Annotated in this window: 21 protein-coding genes; 9 read left to right on the forward strand and 12 right to left on the reverse strand. The window is 52.8% G+C overall.

Features of this window, described 5'->3' with window-relative positions; genetic code table 11:
* Positions 1-29 precede the first annotated feature (29 nt).
* Entirely contained in the window at positions 30-1,175 is a 1,146-nt protein-coding gene (locus tag OLG56_RS00640; protein WP_039513499.1) for a lipopolysaccharide N-acetylglucosaminyltransferase, read from the forward strand.
* A gap of 56 nt (positions 1,176-1,231) precedes the next feature.
* On the opposite strand, the gene rfaL is transcribed toward OLG56_RS00640, so the two are convergent.
* Genes rfaL through rfaD form a run of 4 tightly spaced genes read right to left on the reverse strand, consistent with a single transcriptional unit; the run spans position 1,232 to position 5,420 of the window.
* Positions 1,232-2,446 (reverse strand): O-antigen ligase RfaL, encoded by a 1,215-nt coding sequence (rfaL, locus tag OLG56_RS00645; protein WP_207011579.1) that lies wholly within the window; start codon positions 2,444-2,446, stop codon positions 1,232-1,234.
* 39 nt (positions 2,447-2,485) lie between these two features.
* Complete coding sequence (gene rfaC, locus OLG56_RS00650) at positions 2,486-3,439, reverse strand: lipopolysaccharide heptosyltransferase RfaC (RefSeq protein ID WP_001264614.1); 954 nt, start codon at positions 3,437-3,439, stop codon at positions 2,486-2,488.
* Entirely contained in the window at positions 3,439-4,485 is a 1,047-nt protein-coding gene (rfaF, locus tag OLG56_RS00655; protein ID WP_000699198.1) for an ADP-heptose--LPS heptosyltransferase RfaF, read from the reverse strand. Before rfaF ends, rfaC begins: the two co-directional genes overlap by 1 nt.
* 2 nt (positions 4,486-4,487) lie before the next feature.
* Positions 4,488-5,420 carry an ADP-glyceromanno-heptose 6-epimerase gene (gene rfaD / locus OLG56_RS00660; protein ID WP_000587771.1) on the reverse strand — a complete coding sequence of 311 codons (933 nt, stop codon included), beginning with the start codon at positions 5,418-5,420 and terminating at the stop codon, positions 4,488-4,490.
* Positions 5,421-5,622: 202 nt separating this feature from the next.
* Between rfaD and kbl the strand changes: the two genes are divergently transcribed.
* From kbl to OLG56_RS00675, 3 genes are all read left to right on the forward strand, one after another.
* Positions 5,623-6,819 (forward strand): glycine C-acetyltransferase, encoded by a 1,197-nt coding sequence (kbl, locus tag OLG56_RS00665; RefSeq protein ID WP_001213794.1) that lies wholly within the window; start codon positions 5,623-5,625, stop codon positions 6,817-6,819.
* 9 nt (positions 6,820-6,828) lie between these two features.
* Positions 6,829-7,854, forward strand: coding sequence for an L-threonine 3-dehydrogenase (gene tdh / locus OLG56_RS00670; protein ID WP_000645990.1), 1,026 nt, complete (start codon positions 6,829-6,831; stop codon positions 7,852-7,854).
* Positions 7,855-8,146: 292 nt separating this feature from the next.
* Complete coding sequence (locus tag OLG56_RS00675; RefSeq protein ID WP_000798133.1) at positions 8,147-9,181, forward strand: glycosyltransferase; 1,035 nt, start codon at positions 8,147-8,149, stop codon at positions 9,179-9,181.
* Here the strand turns inward: OLG56_RS00675 and OLG56_RS00680 are convergent.
* The 3 genes from OLG56_RS00680 to gpmM are packed head-to-tail and all read right to left on the reverse strand — an operon-like array spanning position 9,168 to position 12,971.
* On the reverse strand, positions 9,168-10,130 hold the full coding sequence (locus tag OLG56_RS00680) for a divergent polysaccharide deacetylase family protein (RefSeq protein ID WP_001135514.1): 963 nt from the start codon (positions 10,128-10,130) through the stop codon (positions 9,168-9,170). The genes OLG56_RS00675 and OLG56_RS00680 overlap by 14 nt on opposite strands.
* Positions 10,131-10,133: 3 nt before the next feature.
* Positions 10,134-11,393, reverse strand: a complete 1,260-nt coding sequence (gene envC, locus OLG56_RS00685) for a murein hydrolase activator EnvC (RefSeq protein WP_058814511.1) — start codon at positions 11,391-11,393, stop codon at positions 10,134-10,136.
* 33 nt (positions 11,394-11,426) lie between these two features.
* Positions 11,427-12,971: a 2,3-bisphosphoglycerate-independent phosphoglycerate mutase gene (gpmM, locus tag OLG56_RS00690; RefSeq protein WP_000116587.1), complete on the reverse strand. Its 1,545-nt coding sequence runs from the start codon at positions 12,969-12,971 to the stop codon at positions 11,427-11,429.
* A 247-nt stretch (positions 12,972-13,218) separates the two neighbouring features.
* Here gpmM and OLG56_RS00695 point away from each other — a divergent pair, with 247 nt between their 5' ends.
* From OLG56_RS00695 to cysE, 5 genes are all read left to right on the forward strand, one after another.
* Positions 13,219-13,650, forward strand: a complete 432-nt coding sequence (locus OLG56_RS00695; protein ID WP_001156179.1) for a rhodanese-like domain-containing protein — start codon at positions 13,219-13,221, stop codon at positions 13,648-13,650.
* Positions 13,651-13,735: 85 nt separating this feature from the next.
* Positions 13,736-13,987, forward strand: coding sequence for a glutaredoxin 3 (gene grxC / locus OLG56_RS00700; protein ID WP_001273795.1), 252 nt, complete (start codon positions 13,736-13,738; stop codon positions 13,985-13,987).
* A gap of 43 nt (positions 13,988-14,030) precedes the next feature.
* Complete coding sequence (secB, locus tag OLG56_RS00705; protein WP_000003370.1) at positions 14,031-14,498, forward strand: protein-export chaperone SecB; 468 nt, start codon at positions 14,031-14,033, stop codon at positions 14,496-14,498.
* Positions 14,498-15,517: an NAD(P)H-dependent glycerol-3-phosphate dehydrogenase gene (gene gpsA / locus OLG56_RS00710; RefSeq protein WP_001076596.1), complete on the forward strand. Its 1,020-nt coding sequence runs from the start codon at positions 14,498-14,500 to the stop codon at positions 15,515-15,517. The genes secB and gpsA overlap by 1 nt, the downstream gene beginning before the upstream one ends.
* Positions 15,518-15,594: 77 nt before the next feature.
* A complete protein-coding gene (gene cysE / locus OLG56_RS00715) occupies positions 15,595-16,416 on the forward strand; it encodes a serine O-acetyltransferase (RefSeq protein ID WP_001112114.1) in 822 nt (273 codons plus the stop codon).
* Between the two features lie 182 nt (positions 16,417-16,598).
* Here the strand turns inward: cysE and trmL are convergent, their stop codons facing one another.
* From trmL to sadA, 5 genes are all read right to left on the reverse strand, one after another.
* On the reverse strand, positions 16,599-17,072 hold the full coding sequence (gene trmL, locus OLG56_RS00720; RefSeq protein WP_000932335.1) for a tRNA (uridine(34)/cytosine(34)/5-carboxymethylaminomethyluridine(34)-2'-O)-methyltransferase TrmL: 474 nt from the start codon (positions 17,070-17,072) through the stop codon (positions 16,599-16,601).
* A 64-nt stretch (positions 17,073-17,136) separates the two neighbouring features.
* Positions 17,137-18,327: an FMN-dependent L-lactate dehydrogenase LldD gene (lldD, locus tag OLG56_RS00725; RefSeq protein ID WP_000587003.1), complete on the reverse strand. Its 1,191-nt coding sequence runs from the start codon at positions 18,325-18,327 to the stop codon at positions 17,137-17,139.
* Complete coding sequence (lldR, locus tag OLG56_RS00730) at positions 18,324-19,100, reverse strand: transcriptional regulator LldR (protein ID WP_207011580.1); 777 nt, start codon at positions 19,098-19,100, stop codon at positions 18,324-18,326. The genes lldD and lldR overlap by 4 nt, the downstream gene beginning before the upstream one ends.
* Positions 19,097-20,752: an L-lactate permease gene (gene lldP / locus OLG56_RS00735; protein ID WP_001055308.1), complete on the reverse strand. Its 1,656-nt coding sequence runs from the start codon at positions 20,750-20,752 to the stop codon at positions 19,097-19,099. Before lldP ends, lldR begins: the two co-directional genes overlap by 4 nt.
* A 298-nt stretch (positions 20,753-21,050) precedes the next feature.
* Complete coding sequence (sadA, locus tag OLG56_RS00740) at positions 21,051-25,394, reverse strand: trimeric autotransporter adhesin SadA (protein ID WP_061377052.1); 4,344 nt, start codon at positions 25,392-25,394, stop codon at positions 21,051-21,053.
* Positions 25,395-25,431: the final 37 nt, after the last annotated feature.

The following is a 25,431-nucleotide window of genomic DNA, read 5'->3' on the forward strand; positions in this document are numbered from 1 at the left end:
AAAGTTAACTATTCTGGATTATAGCTATTATGATTAAAAAAATCATATTTACTGTTACTCCTATATTTTCAATTCCTCCTCGTGGTGCGGCTGCGGTAGAAACCTGGATTTACCAGGTTGCAAAACGACTATCAATACCGAGTGCTATTACTTGTATAAAGAATGCTGGCTATCCTGAATATAATAAAATAAACGATAACTGTGATATTCATTACATTGGGTTTAGTAAAGTTTATAAGCGTCTTTTTCAGAAATGGACTCGTCTCGACCCACTACCCTATTCCCAGCGCGTCCTTAATATTAGAGATAAAGTGACTACCCAGGAAGATAGCGTCATTGTTATTCATAATAGTATGAAACTGTATCGGCAGATCAGAGAGCGCAATCCGAATGCAAAACTGGTTATGCACATGCATAACGCATTTGAACCAGAACTTCCTGATAACGATGCAAAAATTATCGTGCCCAGTCAGTTTCTTAAAGCGTTTTATGAAGAAAGATTGCCTGCCGCTGCTGTTAGTATTGTTCCTAATGGTTTTTGTGCTGAGACTTATAAAAGAAACCCACAAGATAATCTTCGTCAGCAATTAAATATTGCGGAAGATGCCACCGTTCTCTTATATGCCGGGAGAATTTCGCCTGATAAAGGCATCCTGTTGCTTTTGCAGGCGTTCAAAAAATTACGTACCTTAAGAAGTAATATTAAACTTGTCGTTGTTGGCGACCCTTATGCAAGCCGCAAGGGTGAAAAAGCAGAGTATCAAAAGAAAGTACTGGACGCCGCAAAAGAGATTGGAACGGATTGTATTATGGCTGGGGGGCAATCTCCCGACCAGATGCATAACTTCTATCATATAGCCGATTTGGTTATTGTGCCGTCTCAGGTTGAAGAGGCATTTTGCATGGTGGCTGTAGAAGCGATGGCAGCAGGAAAAGCGGTTCTTGCCAGCAAAAAAGGGGGGATTAGCGAATTTGTGTTAGATGGCATAACGGGCTATCACCTCGCAGAACCTATGTCGAGCGACAGTATAATTAATGATATTAACCGTGCGCTTGCTGATAAGGAACGCCACCAGATTGCCGAAAAAGCAAAATCCCTGGTGTTTTCAAAATACAGTTGGGAAAATGTAGCGCAGCGTTTCGAGGAACAAATGAAAAGCTGGTTTGATAAGTGATTGAGTCCTGATGATGGAAAACGCGCTGATACCGTAATAAGTATCAGCGCGTTTTTTTATCTATTTCTTAGCGCCAGCAGAAAACCAGTAATGATACCAATTTGAGCAATATCGACCTGTTCAAAATTACCACGAACGATATAAAAACCAATGAAAGATAAAAATAGCAAAAGATGAGCATTGTAGGGGCTTATCTCTACTTTCCTGAAGGTAGAGCTGGCTGTTTCCCTGATGATAGCGCCGTATAAATAGACCAGGCTCGCCAGACCCAATATGCCAGCACTAAACCAGATGTACAGGATGGTATTATGCGGACCGATGGATTCTTTAAAGGTCCACGTTGGATAATCGACAACGCGTTTATTATAAACACTATCATACACATCATTACCATAGCCGTAGCCCTTGATCGGGTTTTCCTGAATCAGTATCCACGCGGTGCCCTGGGTTCCGTTAGTATAACGATATGAGCTATCTGTCTGCTGTAATTTATACAGTAGTCGCTCCTGATCCGGTTTATGGCTTTGCTGAGTGATAACTAAAACGCCAGCAATAACCAGGATAGCAGCGCCAATTCCCATTAGTTTCCACTGGCGGTTCAAAATCGCCCATAAAACGCCCACCACTAAAACTGCCAGCCATGCTCCCCGCGACAAGGTGCCTAACATTAAGAATAAGTAGACGGCGCTCAGCGCAAAGAAAGCGAGTTTGAGCGATGTTTTTCTGAATAGCCAGATATTCAACAATGCCGGGAACAGAAATACCATTGAATCAGATATATGTCGATGGTCATAGTTTGTAAATGGCATCACCCCTCTGGAATAGTCCTGAATATAAAAGACAATTTCTACCAGCGAACGTAATCCTAAACTTGTTAAAAAGGAGAAAAGTACTATTTTCGCAACCGTTTCTTTTGTTTCATCTTTTAATAGTACGGGGATTAATAAAGTATATAATAAGAAACCCTCCAGTACCGTATTTTCAAATTCCTTGAAACTTTCTCTCATATCTGGCGATATGAGTATGGAATAAACAAGGATTAATGATAATACTGCTACGCTATAAAATACGCTATTTTTGAAAAGAGGAGAAAAACTTTTCGGTGAGCGTGAGACCTGATAAATCGCGGTGATAACCATAAGTATGATTATCAAATGTTTATAACGCGTAATACCATCCAGAAAATACGTAGCAACAAAAAGAAAAACCAGCGCTTTATTCCAGATCGGCTTCCATTTCTCTTTATTTAACGTTAATGATGTGGTTAGCATCTTTTCTCCACAATAGGTTTGGGATGAGACAGAGTCTCTTTAATGAATCTTTCCAAATACGCTTGTGGCATCTAAATTCGCCAGGTTCTGTTCTGGTGAGCAGCATGCCATTTGGTTCTTCCCATAACCTCCAATTAACCCAGGGTCCGTTGGGCCATATAGCGTAATATTCGGTCTGTCGAGCGCGGCGGTGAGATGGCTCAGGCCGGTATCAACCGATACGACAAATTTTGCGCCAGCCAGCACTCTGGCGACCTCCTCCAGGCTCATACGCGGTAACACATCCACATAGTCAAAGCCTTCGGCCAGTCGTTTAGCCCGGGCCTCCTCATGAGGCGCGCCCCAGGGAAGTTTTATCCGTAATCCGGTGTTGCCCACCAGGCCGATAAGCTCGCGCCAGTTTGCTTCCGGCCAGTGTTTATCATCGCGGGTCGTGGCATGTAAAAACACCGCATACGGATCGCTAACCGCCTGCTGGCAATGCAGAAAATGTTTTGCGATGGCATAATCGCCCTGCGACTGCGGTTTATCGTATCCCAGACTTTTGGCGAACAGTTCGCGCGTCCGTTCAACCGCATGTTGTTGCTTTGCGATATGGTGTTTACGGTTATAAAACAGGCTGGCCAGCGGTTCGCGGGCGGTACTCCAGTCCATACCGTGCTTTATCCCATGCGCCAGACGCGTCACCAGCGCCGCGCTTTTCACCAGCCCCTGCGCATCAATCACAGCGTCGTATTGGTATGCGCATACCGCCCGATGAAAGGCTGTGCGTTCCGCTTTGATGGGCGCGGAAAACCAGGCCTTGCGCCAACGGCGAATAGCGACGGGAATCACGCGATCGACAGCACTGTGCCAGGACGGAATTTGCGCAAACCCTTCTTCGACAACCCAATCAAATTGAATCCCCGGAATCGCCTGTTGCGCGTCGGTAAGCGCAGGCAGGGTATGTAATACGTCGCCCATCGATGATGTTTTAACGATCAAAACCCGCATTAAACGCCCTCTTCCGACAACAGCGAATGAAGCTCTTCCTGAACCCGCTGCGGCGTGATATCGATCAGGCTCTGGTGATAGCCTTGCGCCGTATCGCCTTTACGCACTTTGTGATAACCCGTAATAAGACGAATCACCCGGGCCTTATGAGACAGCGGCGGCGTGAAATCCGGGCTACTTGGGCCATACAAGGCGACCAGCGGGCGGTCGAGCGCCGCCGCGACGTGCATTAGCCCGGAATCGTTGGTGACGATGGCTTTACAGGCGGCTATCAGAATGACGGCCTGTTCCAGCTGGGTTTCCCCCGCCAGGTTGCGACACCATGCCTGCTGCTCGCTATTCAGCGCCGCCAGGATCTCATTTCCGGCTTCATGGTCTTTTGCCGAGCCAAACAGTACGACCTGATACCCTTCGTTAATGAGCTGTTTTGCCAGTTCGGCGTAGTGATAGTGCGGCCAACGTTTTGCCGGGCCAAATTCCGCGCCGGGGCAAAAGCCAATCAGAGGACGTTCAGAAGATAGCGAAAAATCGCTGCACATCAGCGACTTTTCACCCTCGCTAACCTGGAGCTGTGGCCAGAGTAGCGGCTGCGGCAGATCTTTCGCCGTGCGCATCACGCCCTTGTCATAGGCCAGCGCCACGTAGCGCTCCACCATCAGCGGCCAGGCGTCTTTATCAAGGACGCGCGCATCGTTCAGCAGGCCATAGCGCATTTCGCCGCGCCAGCCGGTACGGTGCGGGATATTGGCAAAGAAAGGAATCAGCGCCGATTTAAACGAATTTGGCAGCACCCAGGCGCGATCGTAGCGCTTCTCACGCAGGCTATGGCCCAATCTACGGCGCTCGCCGATTTCCAGCGCGCCGTGGCCCAGCGGCATGGGTATCGCCTCGTTAACTTCCGGCATACGCGATAACAACGGACGGCACCAGGCTGGCGCCATCACGTCGATTATCGCCTGGGGATAGCGCGCTTTAAGCGTGCGATAGAGACTTTGCGACATCATCATGTCGCCCACCCAGGACGGGCCAATGACCAAAATTTTCATACTTACGCGTCGCGGTTCAGCCAGGCCATATACTCCGTGACGCCTTCGGCGACGGTCTTAAAGGGTTTGTCGTAGCCCGCGTTGCGCAGATTGGTTAAATCCGCCTGCGTAAACGCCTGATAGCGACCTTTCAGCTTATCCGGGAACGGAATGTATTCAATGCTACCTTTTTTATGGTATGCCAGCGTCGCGTCGGCGACGGCCTGGAAAGATTCCGCACGGCCTGTGCCCAGGTTAAAGATGCCGGACTTGCCGCTTTCCAGGAACCACAGGTTAACGGCGGCCACATCGCCCACGTAAACGAAGTCGCGCTTGAAGTTTTCGCTGCCTTCAAACAGTTTCGGGCTTTCGCCGTTGTTTAACTGTGTATTCAGATGAAATGCCACGCTTGCCATGCTGCCTTTATGGCCTTCACGTGGTCCATAGACGTTGAAATAGCGGAAACCGACAATCTGCGAGTTCGCTTCTGGCAGGATCTGGCGCACATATTCATCAAACAGAAATTTAGAATAGCCGTAAACGTTAAGCGGTTTTTCGTATTCGCGCGATTCGATAAAGTCAGACGTGCGACCGCCATAGGTGGCGGCAGAAGAGGCGTAGAGGAACGGAATTTCGCGCTCAAGACAATAGTGCAGCAGCTCTTTGGAGTATTGATAGTTGTTATCCATCATATACTTGCCGTCCCACTCGGTGGTGGAAGAGCAGGCGCCTTCATGGAAAATAGCTTCGATATCGCCGAGCTCTTCTCCGGACATAATCTGGATCAGGAAATCTTCCTTATCCATATAGTCAGCAATGTTCAGATCCACCAGGTTTACAAACTTGGTGCCGTCTTTCAGGTTATCCACCACCAGAATATCGGTGATACCTTTATCATTCAGGGCCTTAACGATATTGCTGCCGATAAAGCCCGCGCCGCCGGTAACGATAATCATAACTGTAACCTTTGAATTATGGTGTCAGAGACTGTCTCAGACATGAATGCTCTTATCATAACACTATTCATCCATTCACTGATAACCCGTGAGGATACGCGTGATTTATGCTGCATTTTAAAGAAGTGATGACGCGTCATCTCGTATCAACGTATCGCTTTGGGTAATATGTGCTGAAATTTGCCCAGTCTGGAGAATCGCAATGCGTGGGGATTTTTACAAACAGTTAACCAACGATCTGGAAACCGCCCGGGCGGAAGGATTGTTTAAAGAAGAGCGCATTATTACGTCTGCGCAGCAGGCGGATATCACCGTGGCGGATGGAAGCCACGTTATTAACTTTTGCGCCAATAACTATCTCGGGCTGGCGAATCACCCTGAGCTGATTAATGCCGCAAAAGCGGGCATGGACAGCCACGGTTTCGGTATGGCGTCCGTGCGTTTTATCTGCGGCACCCAGGACAGCCACAAAGCGCTGGAGCAAAAGCTGGCAAGCTTCCTCGGCATGGAAGATGCGATTCTGTATTCCTCCTGTTTCGACGCTAACGGCGGCTTGTTTGAGACGTTGCTGGGCGCGGAAGACGCCATTATCTCCGACGCGCTGAATCACGCGTCTATCATTGACGGCGTGCGTTTGTGTAAAGCGAAGCGCTATCGCTATGCCAACAACGATATGGTAGAGCTGGAAGCGCGGCTGAAAGAGGCGCGTGAGGCCGGCGCGCGTCATGTCCTGATCGCCACCGACGGGGTGTTCTCAATGGATGGCGTCATCGCCAATCTGAAAGGCGTCTGTGATCTGGCCGATAAATACGATGCGCTGGTGATGGTTGATGATTCTCACGCGGTAGGCTTTGTCGGCGAAAACGGTCGCGGTTCCCATGAATACTGCGACGTAATGGGCCGCGTAGATATTATTACCGGTACGCTGGGTAAAGCGTTAGGCGGCGCATCCGGCGGCTATACCGCGGCGCGTAAAGAGGTCGTTGAGTGGTTGCGTCAGCGTTCCCGCCCATATCTGTTCTCCAATTCACTGGCGCCGGCGATCGTGGCGGCTTCTATTAAAGTGTTAGAGATGGTGGAAGCGGGCGCAGAACTGCGCGATCGCTTGTGGGCGAACGCCCGGCAGTTCCGTGAGCAGATGTCTGCCGCGGGATTTACGCTGGCAGGCGCGGATCACGCCATCATCCCGGTAATGCTGGGAGATGCGGTTGTCGCGCAGAAATTTGCCCGCGAACTGCAAAAAGAGGGCATTTACGTTACCGGTTTCTTCTATCCGGTCGTACCAAAAGGTCAGGCGCGTATTCGTACCCAGATGTCTGCGGCGCATACGCCTGAGCAAATTACGCGTGCGGTAGACGCGTTCACGCGTATTGGTAAACAACTGGGCGTGATTGCCTGAGGATGTAAGATGAAAGCGTTATCCAAACTGAAAGCGGAAGAGGGCATCTGGATGACCGACGTTCCGGAACCGGAAGTCGGCCATAACGATTTGCTGATTAAAATCCGTAAAACAGCCATCTGCGGCACTGACGTTCACATCTATAACTGGGATGACTGGTCGCAAAAAACCATCCCGGTTCCGATGGTCGTGGGGCATGAATATGTCGGCGAAGTGGTCGGCATCGGTCAGGAAGTGAAAGGCTTTAAAATCGGCGATCGCGTCTCCGGCGAAGGTCATATCACCTGCGGTCATTGCCGCAACTGCCGTGGCGGTCGTACTCACCTGTGTCGCAACACCACTGGCGTGGGCGTCAACCGTCCCGGCTGCTTCGCGGAATACCTGGTCATCCCGGCGTTCAATGCGTTTAAAATCCCGGATAACATTTCTGATGATTTAGCCTCTATTTTCGACCCGTTTGGTAATGCGGTGCATACGGCGCTGTCTTTCGATCTGGTCGGCGAAGATGTACTGGTATCGGGGGCGGGGCCAATCGGCGTAATGGCCGCCGCGGTGGCGAAACATGTCGGCGCGCGTCATGTGGTGATTACTGACGTCAATGAATACCGTCTGGAGCTGGCGCGTAAAATGGGCGTCACCCGCGCGGTCAACGTCGCGAAAGAGAGCCTGAACGACGTCATGGCGGAGCTGGGAATGACCGAAGGGTTTGATGTGGGGCTGGAGATGTCCGGCGCGCCGCCGGCGTTTCGTACCATGCTGGACACCATGAATCACGGCGGTCGTATTGCGATGCTGGGGATTCCGCCATCAGATATGTCTATCGACTGGACTAAAGTTATCTTTAAGGGCTTGTTCATTAAAGGTATTTATGGTCGTGAGATGTTCGAAACGTGGTACAAAATGGCGGCGCTGATCCAGTCCGGTCTGGATCTGTCACCGATTATCACCCATCGTTTCTCTATTGATGATTTCCAGAAAGGTTTTGACGCCATGCGTTCAGGCCAGTCAGGAAAAGTTATTCTGAGCTGGGATTAATATGTATAGAGACCCGATAATTTTATCGGGTCTGATATACGTTTCATCGTAAAAGGTTGGTGTCATTCGCCAACCTTTTTTGTTAGGGAAAATCTGGAAAGCCGTAAAGAATTGTCATAGACATCAAGCATTCGTAATTGCGCTTTACTCTTATTTTACTCGCTAACGTCACGCTCTACTCTGAGTTTTGTGCTTGCTTTTTACTGTAAAAATTAATTATGGCGACTTAATAGTTTCTTAATAGAGCCACAGTATAAAGGCAGGGTAAATTAAGGTTTTTCTGGTAATCGTTATGAAAAATAGTAAAGCCAAAGTGAGTATCATTGTCCCGTTATATAATGCGGGAGCGGATTTTAATGCTTGCATGGCGTCATTAATCGCGCAAACATGGTCGGCGCTGGAAATTATTATTGTGAATGATGGATCGACTGATCATTCCGTTGAGATAGCAAAACATTACGCGGAACATTACCCGCATGTTCGACTGCTTCATCAGGCCAATGCTGGCGCATCTGTCGCCCGTAATCTTGGCCTGCAAGCGGCGACCGGCGATTATGTCGCCTTTGTCGATGCGGATGACCTGGTCTACCCGAAGATGTATGAAACGCTGATGACCATGGCGCTTAACGATGATCTGGACGTTGCGCAGTGTAATGCGGACTGGTGCGTCCGAAAAACCGGGCACGCCTGGCAATCTATTCCGACCGATCGTCTGCGTTCCACCGGGGTATTAAGCGGACCGGATTGGTTGCGTATGGCGCTGGCCTCGCGGCGCTGGACGCATGTTGTCTGGATGGGCGTGTATCGACGTGCGTTAATTACCGATAACAATATTACTTTCGTTCCCGGACTACATCATCAGGACATATTATGGTCGACGGAAGTTATGTTTAATGCCACGCGCGTACGTTATACCGAACAATCATTATATAAATATTTCCTGCATGATAATTCGGTAAGCCGTTTGCAAAGACAAGGCAATAAAAATCTTAATTATCAGCGGCATTATATTAAAATTACGCGATTATTAGAAAAGCTCAATCGTGATTATGCCCATCGTATTCCGATTTACCCGGAATTTCGCCAGCAAATTACCTGGGAAGCGTTACGCGTTTGTCATGCGGTGCGTAAAGAACCTGATATTTTGACCCGCCAGCGTATGATTGCCGAAATTTTTACTTCTGGCATGTATAGACGGATGATGGCTAACGTCCGCAGCGCGAAAGCGGCTTATCAGACGCTACTCTGGTCTTTCCGGCTGTGGCAATGGCGCGACAAAACTTTGTCGCACCGTCGTATGGCCCGTAAGGCGCTCAATCTGTCTTAGCGCTCACGTTTTTAGGCGCGGCGATTTTCCCCCAGCCTTGCCACTGGTGCTGAAACCAGACAACCACGGAACTTTGCGTAATGCTCTCGCCGATGACGCTGAAAAAGCGCGTAGCGTAGACCGGTTGCAGCGGTTTTTTCGGCTTGCACATCTTCACGCCGCGAAAGGGATTGCGCGGCGCGTCAATTTTCTGCGGCGTCAAACCAGGTCGGGACGTATCTACCTGCGGTTCGTTGAGCAGGCTGCCTGGACGTACCAGGGTGATATCCGCCGGCAGGCGATAAACCATCTGTTGCAGCACGCGAACCGTTGCGGGATGCGGATGACCAATCGCGATAGCGGAACCGTTGCGACGGGCCAGTTCGATAGCGCGATTAAACTGACGGCGGATATCCGCCTCGTTTTGCGTATCGTCGAGGAACACTTTGCGCTTGATCACTTTCACACCCGTACCGGATGCCGCGCGCATCGCCTGGCTATTGCCAATCGTCATGCTGTCGAGAAAATAGAGATTGTAATGTTCCAGCGCCTGCATCACTTTTTGCATACCGAACAGGCTGGAAGTCATTGCGCTGCCCATGTGGTTATTAAGCCCGACGGCATACGGCACGTTGTTTACCGCCTCGCGGATAATGCGCTCGATCTCATCGCTGCTCATATCTGGTCGCAGCGTATCCTTCTCCAGCGGCTGTTTGCTTAGCGGCGCCATCGGCAGATGGATTAACACCTCATGCCCGCTATTGTGCGCTTTAGTTGCCATTTCGCGCGCGTGCGGCGCGTTGGGCAGCACGGCGACGGAGATGTTTGGCGGCAGCGCCAGAACCTGGTTTTCCGTATGCGGGCGATAGCCAAAATCATCAATCACGATGGCGAGCTTGCCAGCGAAAACGGGATGTGCAAACGCCAGCAAAGTGGCCAGCGTGAGAATGGAGCGACGAAACTGAGGCAAAACTTATCTTCCCAACCACGGCTGTGGATTGACGGCCTGACCCTGGCGACGAATTTCGAAATAAAGCGAGGGTCTGCCCTGACCGCCGCTACTGCCCACAAGGGCGATAGGTTGTCCGGCGCGCACCTGCGCGCCTACGCTGACCAGCGCGCTCTGGTTATAGCCGTAAAGGCTCATATCGCCTTTACCATGCTCCACGACCACCACCAGGCCATAGCCTTGCAGCCAGTCCGCCAGAATCACCCTGCCGTCGGCGATGGCTTTGACCTCGGTGCCTTCTGACGCGCCGATCACCATCCCCTTCCAACGTAGCTCACCTTGCAGCCGTTCGCCATAGCGATGCAATATCGGGCCGCGTACCGGCCAGTATGCCTGACCGCGAGGCGCGCCCAGACCGCCGGTGCGGGACATTAGCGAACGCTCGCTTTCCGTCGGCTTATAGGTGCTGCCTTTACGCGAGGCTTCCTGCTGCTTATCGCGTACCGCCTGCGCTTCGCGGGCTTCACGCTCCGCTCGCGCTTTGGCCGCCGCTTCTGCCCGCGCGATACTGTTGCGTAGGCGTGATTCGTTGGCGCGTAGTTCGCTTAACTGTTGCTGGCCTTGCTGAATAGACGACTCCAGTCCGGCAAGCGTTTTCTTACGTTCATTACGCGCCTGCTCCAGCTTCGCCTGCTGGGCGCGTTGTTCATACAGCAACGTTTGTTGTTGGCTTTGCTTCTCTTCCAGCTCGGCTTTTTGCGTGGCGACCTGTTCGCGAGTCTGTTTCAGTTCGGCGATAGTCTCCTGGCGCGCCTGGTTCAGATAGCCGAAGTAGGCCTGCAGGCGTTGCCCACGCTGGCTTTCTTCTCCGCTAAGAATAAGCTGAATGCCGGTGTGTTCGCCCTGGCGGAAAGCGGCGTCCAACTGCGCGGCGAGATTACGCTCCTGGCTGGCTTTTTGCTGCTCCAGTTTGGCAATTGAGGCGTTCATCTCATCAATTTGCGCGTTTAACTGATCCAGAGTGCTTTGCGTTTCGCGCAGCTTACGCGCTGCGGCCGAGATGGCCTCTTCCTGGGCTTTCAGTTGTGCCAGGAGGCTGGCGCGCTGTTGCTGCTGCTGGCGTACGTCGCGTTCTTTCGCGGCGATATCGGCCTGAATAGATTTGAGTTGATCACGGTCATCCGCGTGGGCGGAAAAGGCGCACAACAATACGCCAGCGCTAAGTACGCTGGCGTAGAACAAAGGCCTGACTGAAAACGTTCTTGGTTTCACGGCCTGTTGAATGGTGTTAATCGCCTTTCCCCTCATGGGGAGGGATTATTCCACGATGAACAGCGGCTTACCAGTCATCTCTTGCGGGATTTCCATCCCCATCAGCGACAGCATGGTAGGCGCAATGTCTGAAAGTTTGCCGCCTTCAACCGCCTTCACGTTTTTCTCGCCGACATAAATCAGCGGCACCGGCAGGTTGGTGTGGGCGGTATGCGCCTGACCGGTCGCCGGATCGCGCATCTGCTCCGCGTTGCCGTGGTCCGCGGTAATCAACAGTTGTCCACCAACGGACTCAACCGCTTTTGTTACCTGGTCAATGCAGTTATCCAACGCTTCCACCGCTTTGATGGCGGCTTCCATCACGCCGGTATGACCGACCATATCGCCGTTTGGATAGTTACAAATGATGGTGTCGTACTTACCGCTTTCGATCGCCGCGACCAATTTTTCAGTCAATTCTGCAGAGCTCATTTCCGGTTGCAGGTCATAAGTGGCCACTTTCGGGGAGTTGATCAGAATGCGCTCTTCGCCAGCAAACGGTTCTTCTACGCCGCCGTTAAAGAAAAAGGTTACGTGCGCATATTTTTCCGTTTCGGAAATACGCAGCTGAGTTTTGTCGTTTTTCGCCATCCATTCGCCAAAGGTATTCGCCAGCGACGCTGGTGGGTAGGCAACGGCAGTTTTGATGTCGGCGGCGTATTCGGTCAGCATTACGAAGTTCAGATTAACCACTTTCTTACGCGCAAAGCCGTCGAAATCAGCGTTAACGAAAGCGCGGGTAATTTCGCGCGCGCGGTCAGCGCGGAAGTTCATGAAAATCAGCGTATCGCCGTCTTCCATCGCCGCATCAGCCTGGCCCTCGGCGTGGATAACGGTCGCTTTGACAAACTCATCGTTTTCATCACGAGCGTAAGCGGCCTGCAGGCCAGCCACAGCGGTATCCGCCTGGAATTCGCCCTGGGCCAGGGTCATCAGATCATACGCTTTTTCCACGCGATCCCAACGGTTGTCGCGGTCCATAGCGTAGTAACGACCGACGATAGACGCCACGCGGCCTTTGCCCAGCGCGGCGAATTTGTCTTCGAATTTTTTCAGCGAGGCTTCAGCGCTGCGCGGCGGCGTGTCGCGACCGTCGAGGAAGGCGTGCAGATAGATTTTTTCTGCGCCGCGCTCTGCGGCCAGTTCCACCATCGCCATAATGTGATCTTCGTGGCTGTGGACGCCGCCCGCGGACAGCAGACCCATAATATGAACCGCTTTACCGGCGTTTTTCGCCTGGTCTACCGCATTGGTCAGGACTGAGTTAGCAAAGAAAGTACGTTCTTTAATTTCAACGTCCAGACGCGTCAGATCCTGATAAACGATGCGGCCTGCGCCCAGGTTAACGTGGCCCACTTCGGAGTTGCCCATCTGGCGGTCAGGCAGACCCACTTCCAGACCGGATGCGTCGATCAGGGTATGCGGACGTTTTGCCCACAGAGCATCCATCACTGGGGTTTTGGCGTTTAAGATAGCGTTATCCTGCTGTTCTTCACGGTAGCCGTAGCCATCCAGAATCACCAGTACCATAGGTTTTTTAGAAACCGACATTGCGACAACCTCATACTCAATAGACAAAATAATTGCGTAATTTTACTACAGCTGAATCGATAAAATAGCCTCAGAAGATCAAAGAAAGGGATCGCGCTGGCGTGAGAAGGCAAGTAATAGCGTGATTTTTTTTCGTAGCGCCCCGCAAAAATGCATTCCAGTGCACGCTCTGGCTGTATTTGCGCCACTGCGCAGGTATACTCCTTTCCTGGTTTTTTAATCACTACGTCGGGAGTTGTTACCCCCCATGCAAGAAATTATGCAATTTGTTGGCCGTCATCCCATACTGAGTATCGCCTGGATTGCGTTACTGGTGGCGGTTTTATTTACCACGTTCAAAGGTCTGACTTCAAAAGTTAAGGTGATTACACGCGGCGAAGCCACGCGCCTTATCAACAAAGAGGACGCCGTTGTTGTGGATTTACGTCAACGTGATGATTTCCGTAAAGGCCATATCGCTGGCGCGACCAATTTGCTGCCGAGCGAAATCAAAGCCAACAATGTTGGCGAACTGGAAAAGCACAAAGACAAGCCGATTATCGTGGTCGACGGTTCTGGTATGCAGTGCCAGGAATCCGCTAACGCGCTGACAAAAGCCGGCTTTGAAAAGGTCTTTGTGTTGAAAGAAGGCGTAGCAGGCTGGAGCGGCGAGAATCTGCCTCTGGTGCGCGGTAAGTGATTACCCGTCGTTTTCATGACGTAAGGGGAATGACTTGCCCTTGCGTCGACATGAAATCCATCGGGTAAAAAACAGGAGCGAAGTCATGGCCAATATTGAAATCTACACCAAAGCAACCTGTCCGTTTTGCCATCGTGCAAAGGCGCTGTTAAACAGCAAGGGCGTGAGTTTCCAGGAAATTGCGATTGACGGCGACGCCGTGAAGCGTGAAGAGATGATCAAACGTAGTGGCCGAACGACGGTTCCGCAAATTTTTATTGATGCACAGCACATTGGCGGTTGTGACGACTTGTATGCGCTGGATGCGCGTGGTGGACTGGATCCGCTGTTGCGTTAAGGCGTACTCAAGTATTTAAGGACAACACTAAAGGGTTTTACACATGTCAGAACAAAATAACACTGAAATGGCTTTCCAGATCCAACGTATCTATACCAAGGATGTTTCTTTCGAAGCGCCAAACGCACCGCATGTTTTCCAGAAAGATTGGCAGCCAGAGGTTAAACTGGATCTTGATACGGCATCTTCCCAACTGGCGGATGACGTTTATGAAGTTGTGCTGCGTGTTACCGTAACGGCTTCCCTGGGGGAAGAAACCGCGTTCCTGTGCGAAGTTCAGCAGGCCGGTATTTTCTCTATCAGCGGTATTGAAGGTACTCAGATGGCGCATTGCCTGGGCGCATACTGCCCGAACATTCTGTTCCCGTATGCTCGCGAGTGCATCACCAGCCTGGTTTCACGCGGTACGTTCCCGCAACTGAACCTTGCGCCGGTCAATTTTGATGCGCTGTTCATGAACTATTTGCAGCAGCAGGCTGGCGAAGGTACTGAAGAACATCAGGATGCCTGATGAACCAAAGTAATGCGTCAATGACAGTCATCGGTGCCGGCTCGTACGGCACCGCTCTTGCCATCACTCTGGCGAGAAACGGCCACCAGGTTGTCCTGTGGGGCCACGACCCAAAACATATCGCGACCCTGGAGCACGATCGCTGCAACGTCGCGTTCCTTCCCGATGTGCCTTTTCCCGATACGTTACACCTGGAAAGCGACTTAGCAACCGCGCTGGCGGCCAGTCGTAACATTCTGGTGGTGGTGCCAAGCCATGTTTTCAGCGACGTGCTGCGGCAGATTAAACCGCTGATGCGTCCGGATGCGCGTCTGGTATGGGCGACCAAAGGCCTGGAAGCGGAAACGGGGCGCCTGTTGCAGGATGTCGCTCGCGAGGCGTTAGGCGATCAAATCCCGCTGGCGGTGATTTCCGGTCCGACGTTCGCTAAAGAGCTGGCGGCGGGTTTGCCGACGGCAATCTCGCTGGCCTCAACCGATGAGACCTTTGCCGACGATCTCCAGCAACTGTTGCACTGCGGAAAAAGTTTTCGCGTCTATATCAATGCGGATTTTATCGGCGTGCAGCTTGGCGGCGCGGTGAAAAACGTGATTGCGATTGGCGCGGGGATGTCTGACGGCATCGGCTTCGGCGCGAACGCCCGCACGGCGCTAATCACACGTGGGCTGACCGAAATGTCGCGGCTTGGCGCAGCGCTTGGTGCCGATCCCGCCACCTTTATGGGGATGGCGGGTTTAGGCGATCTGGTGCTGACCTGTACCGACAACCAGTCGCGCAACCGTCGTTTTGGCATGATGCTTGGCCAGGGCATGGACGTTAAAGGCGCGCAGGATAAGATTGGCCAGGTGGTCGAAGGCTATCGCAATACGAAAGAAGTTCGTGAATTGGCGCACCGTTTTGGTGTTGAAATGCCAATAACCGAGGAAATTTATCAAGTATTGTATTGCGGAAAAAACGCGCGCGAGGCAGCATTAACGTTATTAGGTCGCGCCCGCAAGGAAGAGCTGAGTCGCCACTAGCCGTAAGGAACTGTTTGCATAAACGACCCAACCCGCACAGAACGGGTTGGTCGTTTTCTGCCCGTCTGGAGTAAGCCATGCCGTGTGAAGAACTGGAAATCGTCTGGAAGAATATTAAAGCTGAAGCCCGCGCTTTAGCTGACTGTGAGCCTATGTTGGCCAGTTTTTATCACGCCACGCTACTCAAGCATGAAAATCTGGGCAGTGCGCTGAGCTATATGCTGGCAAATAAACTGGCTTCGCCCATCATGCCCGCTATCGCTATCCGTGAAGTAGTTGAAGAAGCCTATGCCGCCGACCCGGAAATGATCGCGTCGGCAGCCTGCGATATTCAGGCCGTGCGCACTCGCGATCCGGCGGTGGATAAATACTCCACGCCGTTGTTATATCTGAAAGGCTTTCATGCGCTACAGGCCTACCGCATTGGTCACTGGTTGTGGAATAAAGGTCGCCGCGCGCTGGCTATCTTCCTGCAAAATCAGGTTTCGGTCTCGTTTCAGGTGGATATTCACCCGGCAGCGAAAATTGGCCGCGGGATTATGCTCGACCATGCCACCGGTATTGTGGTGGGGGAGACGGCGGTTATTGAAGATGATGTGTCGATTCTGCAATCCGTCACCCTGGGCGGTACCGGGAAAACGAGCGGCGATCGCCATCCTAAAATCCGCGAAGGCGTGATGATTGGCGCGGGCGCGAAAATTCTCGGCAATATCGAGGTGGGGCGCGGCGCGAAAATTGGCGCAGGTTCCGTTGTTTTACAGCCTGTCCCGCCGCACACTACCGCCGCAGGCGTTCCGGCGCGTATTGTCGGCAAGCCGGGCAGCGATAAGCCGTCGATGGATATGGACCAGCATTTCAACGGGCTACACCATACGTTTGAGTATGGCGACGGCATCTGATTTCGAGCTATCTTACTTGCCATATTGAACCTGGGCTATGCTCGTCATCCTCTCGTATTGCGTGTACGCTCAGGTAGACAAGCGCAGTCCGTGTCCAATCTGGCTGCGCCGATAACGCTCGAAACGAATATTATCAATATTAATGTAGGCCGGATAAGGCGTCAGCCGCCATCCGGCACAAATCAACTGCGCAATACCGCGCCGGGGTATCCTAACTGGCGCCACGCTTCATACACCACCACCGACACCGCATTCGACAGGTTCATGCTACGGCTATCCGGCATCATCGGAATGCGAATCTTCTGCTCTTTAGGCAACGCATCGAGAATGCTGGCGGGCAGGCCGCGCGTTTCCGGGCCAAACATCAAATAATCGCCATCCTGATAGCTTACGGCGCTATGGGCGGGCGTCCCCTTTGTCGTCAACGCAAACAGGCGCTGCGGATTTTCAGCGGCGACAAAGGCGGCATAATCGTGATGGCGCTGAACCGCGGCGAATTCGTGATAGTCCAGCCCTGCGCGGCGTAAGCGCTTATCATCCCAGGTAAACCCCATCGGTTCGATGATGTGCAGACGAAAGCCGGTATTGGCGCAAAGACGAATGATGTTGCCGGTATTCGGCGGGATTTCTGGTTCGAAGAGTACGATGTTAAGCATGATGCCCCCTTAAATGCGGGGGGCAGAATAGCAGAAATTTACCGGGCTCTCACGCGCCAGGCGTTCAGGCGGCATCGCCTTTGCTCATTGGCGCCAGCGCGGCGGGCAAACTTCTCCCCAGTTCCTGCACCAGTGAATCGCCACTGATTTCGCTAATGGATTTCGCGCCGGTCAGGGTCATGGCGACTTTCATCTCTTTCTCGAGCAGGTCCAGCAGGTTGGCGACACCCGCTTTTCCTGCCGTCGCCAGCGCGTAGAGATAGGCCCGACCCAGCAGTACGGTATCGGCCCCCAACGCAATCATACGCACGACATCCAGCCCGTTACGAATCCCGCTATCCGCCAGAATGGCGATATCACCTTTCACCGCATCGGCAATGGCGGGCAGGGCGCGGGCGGAAGAGAGCACGCCATCGAGCTGGCGGCCGCCGTGATTCGACACCACAATACCGTCAGCGCCGAAACGTACCGCATCGCGGGCATCTTCTGGATCGAGGATCCCTTTGATCACCATTGGGCCGTCCCAGAATTCGCGTATCCACTCCAGATCTTTCCAGGAGATGGACGGATCGAAGTTATTTGCCAGCCAGCCGATATAGTCCTCAAGGCCGGTCGGTTTACCCAGATAGGCGGAAATATTGCCTAAATCATGCGGGCGACCGTTCAGGCCGACATCCCACGCCCATTTAGGGTGCATCACCGCCTGCCAGTAACGGCGCATGGCCGCGTTTGGGCCGCTCATCCCGGAGTGGGCGTCACGGTAGCGCGCGCCCGGCGTCGGCATATCCACGGTAAAGACCAGCGTGGAGCAGCCCGCCGCTTTTGCTCGTTCAAGCGCGTTGCGCATAAAACCACGATCGCGTAATACGTAGAGCTGAAACCACATGGGGCGTTTAAGCGTGGGGGCGACTTCTTCAATCGGACAGACGGAGACGGTGGAAAGGGTGAACGGAATGCCCTTTGCGTCTGCGGCGGCGGCGGCCTGTACTTCGCCGCGACGGGCGTACATGCCGCACAGGCCTACCGGCGCTAATGCCACCGGCATCGACAACGTTTCGTTAAACAGGGTCGTTTCCAGGCTTAAATCGGACATATTTTTCAGCACGCGCTGGCGCAGAGCGACTTGCGACAGGTCTTCCACATTTCGGCGCAGGGTATATTCCGCATACGCGCCGCCGTCGATGTAGTGGAAGAGGAAAGGAGGCAACGTGCGCTGAGCTGCGGCGCGATAATCGCTGGCTGCTGAAATAATCATGATTTATTCTCCCTGGTCATCTCATTATGGTCGCCGGGCAGGCGGGTAATACGCGCCTGGCGGGCCTGGTCTTCATCAAATCGTTTAATCGTGGTGTGGACAAAACTGAGGTGCGCCATCATCGCTTTACGCGCGCCGTCGGCGTTACCATCCAGAATGGCGTCCATCACCGCCTGGTGTTGTTCCGTCAGCTTTGAGAATACGGGCGGAACGAGATACATACGCTGGCGACTCTGTTTGACGGAGGATTGCAGGACATCGAAGAAACCGCGCATGGTTTGCAACAGCACCACATTGTGCGAGGCTTCCGCGATCGCCAGATGAAAGCGCACGTCGGCTTGGGAGGCGAGATCCGGGTCTTCGCTGAGCGTCGCATCAAAGCAGAGTCTGATCTTCTCTTTGTCGGCGCTGGTGGCCCGCATGGCGGCGTGCCAGGCCGTACTGGCTTCAATGGCGTGGCGGGCTTCCAGAATGTCGAAGCTGTAATCAGGATCGTCCGCCAGCAGGGTTTTCAGCGGCTGAACGATATTCTGTTCAGACCAGGTTTCGTGTTGCCAGCGGACAAATGTCCCGCCGCCGCGACGACTCACCAGCACGCCTTCACTGACCAGCTTCGCCAGCGCTTCGCGTAAAGAGTTGCGTGATACGCCAAGCTGTAGAGCCAACTGGCGCTCGGCGGGCAATTTCATGCCCGCTTCCAGGTTTTGTTCTTCAATCAGCGCCTGCACGCGAGAGGCAATCTCGTCTGACAGGCGTTTTGGCATCACAATCACGGAATCATCCAGGTTAAAACATAGGCCTGAAGCGTAGTGATCACGCCCACCATACAGGTGAAGATCAGGCTGTGTTTGACGGTAAAACGGAACAGATCGGACTCTTTCCCTACCAGCCCCACCGCCGCGCAGGCGATGGCGATAGATTGCGGCGAGATCATCTTGCCGGTCACGCCGCCGGTGGTATTTGCCGCCACCATCAGCACATCCGAAACGCCGATTTGCTGCGCCGCGGTAGCCTGTAGAGAGGCAAACAGCGCGTTAGATGAGGTATCCGAGCCGGTCAGGAATACCCCCAGCCAGCCGAGGAACGGCGAGAAGAACGTGAAGGCGCTGCCGGTGTGCGCCAGCGCTAACGCCAGCGTGGAGGAAAGCCCGGAATAGTTCGAGATAAACGCGAACGCCAGCACCATGCCGATGGAGTAAATCGGCAACGCCAGCTCTTTCAGCGTGCTGCCGAAGGTCTGGATTGCGGCTGAGGGTTTCATTTTCAGCCAGACGATAGACAACAGCGCGGCAAACAGGATCGCTGTGCCGGTGGCGGAGAACCAGTCAAATTTATACACCGCCGCGTAAGCGGTCGCTTCGTGTACGACCGGCGGCATACGGGCGACCAGTTTATCGAGATACGGTACCGGAACGTTAATTACCCAGTCATACAGCGCGCCGCCGGGGGCAAACAGCGCTTTGAACGGCGGTATGCTCCAGAGAGTGACCGTGGCGGTCAGGAACAGGAACGGCGACCAGGCGCGAACAATTTGTCCTGTCGTATAACGGGTACGGGCCAGCGTCTGGTCGACCTGCGACGCGCCCATATCGCCGAAGCGGAAGATGCGTACCGGCTGCCAACGTTTGAGGAACAGCGTCAGACACACCAGAGACACCAGAGAAGAGATAATGTCCGGCAGTTCCGGCCCGATAAAGTTGGAGCTGAGATACTGGGCGATAGCAAATGAACCGCCAGAGACCATTACCGCAGGCCAGGTTTCTTTCACGCCGCGCCAGCCGTCCATAATCGCCATAATCCAGAACAGCACGATAATGGTCAGGAATGGCAACTGGCGGCCTACCATCTGACCGATTTCAAAGCTGTCCAGGCCCGTGACCTGTCCGGCAACCAGAATCGGAATACCCATCGCGCCAAAGGCGACCGGCGCGGTATTTACAATCAGACACAGCCCTGCCGCATACAGCGGATTAAAGCCCAGACCCACCAGCAGCGCGGCGGTTATCGCCACCGGCGCGCCGAAACCCGCCGCGCCTTCAAGAAACGCGCCGAAGCAGAAGCCGACAATCAGCATTTGCAGACGTTGATCGGGGGTAATCGACAGAATTGACGAGCGGATAATGTCAAACTGCCCGGTCTTTACCGAAATTTTATAGACGAAGACCGCGGCGATGATTATCCAGGCAATCGGCCATAGCCCATAGAAGAAGCCATACACGACTGATGCCAGCGCGTGATCGACCGGCATTTTATAGAACAGCAGCGCGACGGCGAGCGCGATAACCACCGTCCACGAAGCGGCAACGTAGCCTTTCAGCTTGAGTTTAATCAGGGCGAAAAAGAAGAACAGGATTGGGAGCGATGCGATCAGGCTGGAAAGCCAGATATTACCCGCCGGGTCATAGTTTTGTTGCCAGAGGTTCATTGCAGGTCTCCTGAGAACCACACGCATAATGGGATGAATCTTTGCTCATCTCGTTGGGGTCACATTATGTGTAAAAGTGGTCCTGCCAATATTGTTGTGTATGGATAATGACAATGAATAGTTAAACAGATGTTATTTATTGGCAACGATATTGTAGGGGTAATTTAATGAAATGTGAACATGTGGTCGCATTCAGCGGGAATTGGTAGGGCCAATTAAGGGGTGAGGACAGCAAAGGGAAGTGAAAAGGCAATGGCATAATGCCATTGCCTTTGATGTCGGGAGTATGGTTACTCCATTACCACTGGAAGCCAGCGCCAATAGCTGCAGAGTAATCGCCCTGGCTGTTACTGGTTCCTTGCAATTTATACACCCAGCCCCCGCTTTCACTTACCATGGAGATACCAATGGCGACGGCACTTTCACCATTAAATGTACCGCCAGCAATCGAGGTCATGTTGGCACCTGGGGCGTAGGCTTGTGGCAGACCGGCCATGGCCATCGCTGAGGCGATACCGCCGCTCATCTTGTTTTCTACCCCTTTGATTTTGCTGTTCATTTCACCCATTTTCTGGTCGGTATAGGTGTTTGCTTCTTCGACGCTGCGTTTCAATTGCGCATAGTTAACCGCATCCGTATCGTTCACCGCCGCTGAAACATTGCCGATCCGAGTGGTACCGCCACTCCCGTCTCCCAGGTTGAGCACGCTATAGTTAACCGAACCATCTGCATTGGTTTCATAACGCACGGAGCCTGCTTCTGAAGCTTTCAGTTGCGCCACATTAACCGCGTCAGTGTTGTTCACCCCTGCGGCAACGTTGGTAATACGGCGTTGTTGGGTAGAAGAGCCGACAGACACAGTATTAGCTTCATCTGCGACTGAATTTGTGCCTAACGCTACGCTGTTTTCAGCGGCAGCAATAGAGCCAGATCCAATCGCGACGCTGTCCGCACCCTGGGCATTTGCATCTACGCCATCAGTGTTGGTCTTGAAGTACTTGGTGCTACCGGTAGTGACGATATCGCCAATGCCGTTTTCAATATTGGTGACGCGAGTATCAAGACTACTCACCTGCGTGTTCAGGTTATTAATGCTTTCGGTATTTGCGGCAACACGGCTGTCGGTGACTTTCAATTGACTAACGTTTACGGCATCGGTGTCTGCCGAACCCGCCGCGACGTTAGTGATCTGACGTTGACCGTCTTCACTGCCGACAGAGAACTCACCGACAGAGTTCTGCGGTGTGTCCATGTTGTAGGCGGTGTAGTCAGTCTGTGCGCCGCGAGTGGTCTGAGAACCATTACCCATTGCAATACTATTTGCATGGTTGGCGCGTGCGTTAGAACCGATAGCAATACCGTTGATGGCATCAGCCATCACCAGTGTATTCAGACCAATACCAATACCTGCATCAGCATTGACGATGGTTTTCGCACCCATTGCCAGTGAGTCAGTCCCGACAGCCAGTGAATCTTCTTCCGTTGAGTTTGCGTGGTAGTACTTGGTCGGTGTAGTGGCGACCGCACCAATGGCATTTTGTAACTGACGAACTGTTACCGCATCTTGCGCTTCAGAGCCGTCCGCAACGTTGGTAATTTGACGATAGCTTACTCCATCCGTCCCCAATGACAACGCGCCCAGCAACTCTCTGTCTGTTGTATTGTAGCCAATGACGACGCCATCGCTTGTTACGCTCGTTGCTCGTATACCTGATGAAATCGCGCGGTTAGAGGTGGAGCCACTGCCCAAAGCGATACTGCCCTCAATGCTGCTGCTGCTGTTCTCTCCAAGCGCCAGACTCGAAGCACCGGATGCGACGGCGTTGTAACCCACTGCCGTTGCGCCGTTACCCGTTGCGTATGCATCCTGGCCTTCAAGCCCGTTATCATTCGTACGGATGTATTTCACGCCGGTACCATTTTCCGTGATATAGGTTTCGCTGGTATCGCCGGCTAGTTGGCTAATAGATTCATTATACTGAGAAATCAGCATGTTAGTTTCATAAAGCTGAGAGCCATTAACAGCGTCAGTACTGTCACTGGCGATTTCACCTGCTGCCACATTGGTTATCTTATTGGTACCGCTGGTACCGTGGCTGGCGCTGAACGCACCCTCTTCGTCATCCCAGCTCAGTGCATCGGTACCAAGATTGGTGATGGACGTATTGATATCCGCGATAGCAGAGGTGTTTTGATCTACCTTCTGGTTGGTTTCATACAACTGTGAGCCGTTTACCGCGTCTGTACTGTCCTCAGAAAGCGCCCCGGCGGCGACATTGGTTATTTTACTGATGCTTCCACCGTGGTTTGCGCTGAAAGCGCCGATGTCTTCGTCCCATAACAGAGCGTTATCAGTGAGGCCGGTAATGGACGTATTAATGTCGGAGACAGAAGTATTCAGGTTCTCAATCGCGGTGCTGTTCTGAGTGATGTTGGTGGTATTGGCAGCGATATCGGTCGTGTTCTGATCCACTTTTTCATTGGTTTCGAACAGCTGCGATCCGTTAACCGCGTCGGTACTTTCTTCAGACAGCTCTCCGGCAGCAACGTTGGTGATTTTGTTTGTTGTACTACTTCCGTGGCTGGCAGAGAACGAACTCGTTGTCTCATTCCAGCTCAGGTTGTCAGAGCTAAGGTTAGTGATGGACGTATTAATATCTGCGATAGCAGAGGTGTTTTGATCCACCTTCTGGTTGGTTTCATACAACTGGGAGCCGTTCACCGCGTCTGTACTGTCTTCAGAAAGGTCCCCGGCGGCGACATTAATGATTTTGCTGGCGTTTCCGTTGCGGTTAGCGTTGAATGCGCCAGAGGCTGCATCCCACAACAGGGCATCGTCAGTGAGCGTGGTAACTGAGTTGCTCAGGTTGTTGATACTGGTGGTGTTGGTGGCGATATCAGTGGTGTTCTGGTTAATGCTGTCGGTATTGGCAGTGATATCCGTGGTGTTCTGAGACACATTTTCGTTGGTGGCAAACAGCTGGGAGCCGTTAACGGCGTCGGTGCTGTCTGCGGCCAGGGTGCCTGCCGCCAGATTGGTGATTTTGCTGTCGCTTCCGCTGTGGTTAGCGTTGAATGCGCCAGAGGCTGCATCCCACAACAGGGCATCGTCGGTGAGCGTGGTGACGGAGTTGCTCAGACTGTTGATATTGGTGGTGTTGGTGGCAATATCAGTGGTGTTCTGGTTAATGCTGTCAGTATTGGCAGCGATATCCGTGGTGTTCTGAGACACATTTTCATTGGTGGCAAACAGCTGGGAGCCGTTAACGGCGTCGGTGCTGTCCGCGGCCAGGGTACCTGCCGCCAGATTGGTGATTTTGCTGTCGCTTCCGCTGTGGTTGGCGCTGAATGCGCTTGCGCTGCCATCCCACAACAGGGCATCGTCGGTGAGCGTGGTAACGGAGTTGCTCAGGCTGTTGATATTGGTGGTGTTGGTGGCGATATCAGTGGTGTTCTGATTGATGCTGGCCGTATTGGCGGCGATATCGGTTGTGTTCTGGTTAATGCTGTCGGTATTGGTAGTGATGTCAGCGGTGTTCTGATCCACTTTTGCATTCGTATCAAACAACTGTGAGCCGTTAACGGCGTCGGTGCTGTCTGCGGCCAGGGTGCCTGCCGCCAGATTGGTAATCTTGCTGTCGCTTCCGCTGTGGTTAGCGCTGAATGCGCTTGTGTTGCCATCCCACAACAGCGCGTCTTCGGCTAATCCTGCGACAGAGGCCTCTGTATTCGTGATAGAAGTGTTAAGTGCGCTTAACGCACTGCCTACGTTATTGTAGATGCCTGTGCCCACCTTGTAGAGGGGCGCATTCACTGTACCATCAGAATTAACGGAAGCCCCTCCGCCGAGTCGATCGGCGACGGATTGACTTAAAGAATAAATTTGCGCACCTGTAACGGCATCGGTACTGTTGGCATTGATGTCGCCTTTAGCAACGTAGGTGATCTGTCGCTGAGTGGTGCTGTTACCCACGGCGACCGAATTGTCTTCCAGAGCGGTAGAGCCCGCGCCAAGGGCAACTGAGTTGGTGCCTATCGCTTGTGCGCCATTACCAAATGCAGCGCTGTCGTCGCCGCTCGCAGTGGCTTGATAACCTAATGCAGAGGAAGTTGCTCCGCTCGCGACAGATTTATAACCTAATGCAACCGATTTTGCGCCGCTCGAATCAGCATAAACACCCATTGCCATTGAATAACTTCCACTGGCTGAGGATGAGGCTCCCATCGCAATAGCCCGGTCACCGGCTGAAGTCGATTTTACGCCAAGCGCTAGCGAAGAGTCGCCGGTGGACTGGCTGTATGAACCAATGGCGGTACTCCATTTCCCCATCGCGGAGGCTTTATAACCCATTGCGGCGCTTGCGCCATCAACGTTGGTGTAAGTATTGGCTGTGGCATCGGTACCAATTGCAATCCACCCTGTTCCCCCAGTCTGGGTACCCGTTGGAGTAACGCCGGCGCCAGTATCGTTCCCTGCTTTGGCCAGAGCATCCGCTGAGATCATAATACTGCTAAGACTGATGAGTGCGGAAACCGCCAGCTTTCTGCGGCCGCTTTTTTTGCCGCGGCTTTTTGCGGTTTCGCTGGTGACAACAAATGTTCCCGTAGCGGCATTCCAGAGGACTTTAAATATTCTGTTCATGGATAAGTGCTTTCCTTTTCTAAAATAGTTGTATCAA

The sequence above is a fragment of the Salmonella sp. 2018103 genome (assembly GCF_026247685.1).
In the GTDB taxonomy this organism is placed as follows: domain Bacteria; phylum Pseudomonadota; class Gammaproteobacteria; order Enterobacterales; family Enterobacteriaceae; genus Salmonella; species Salmonella enterica.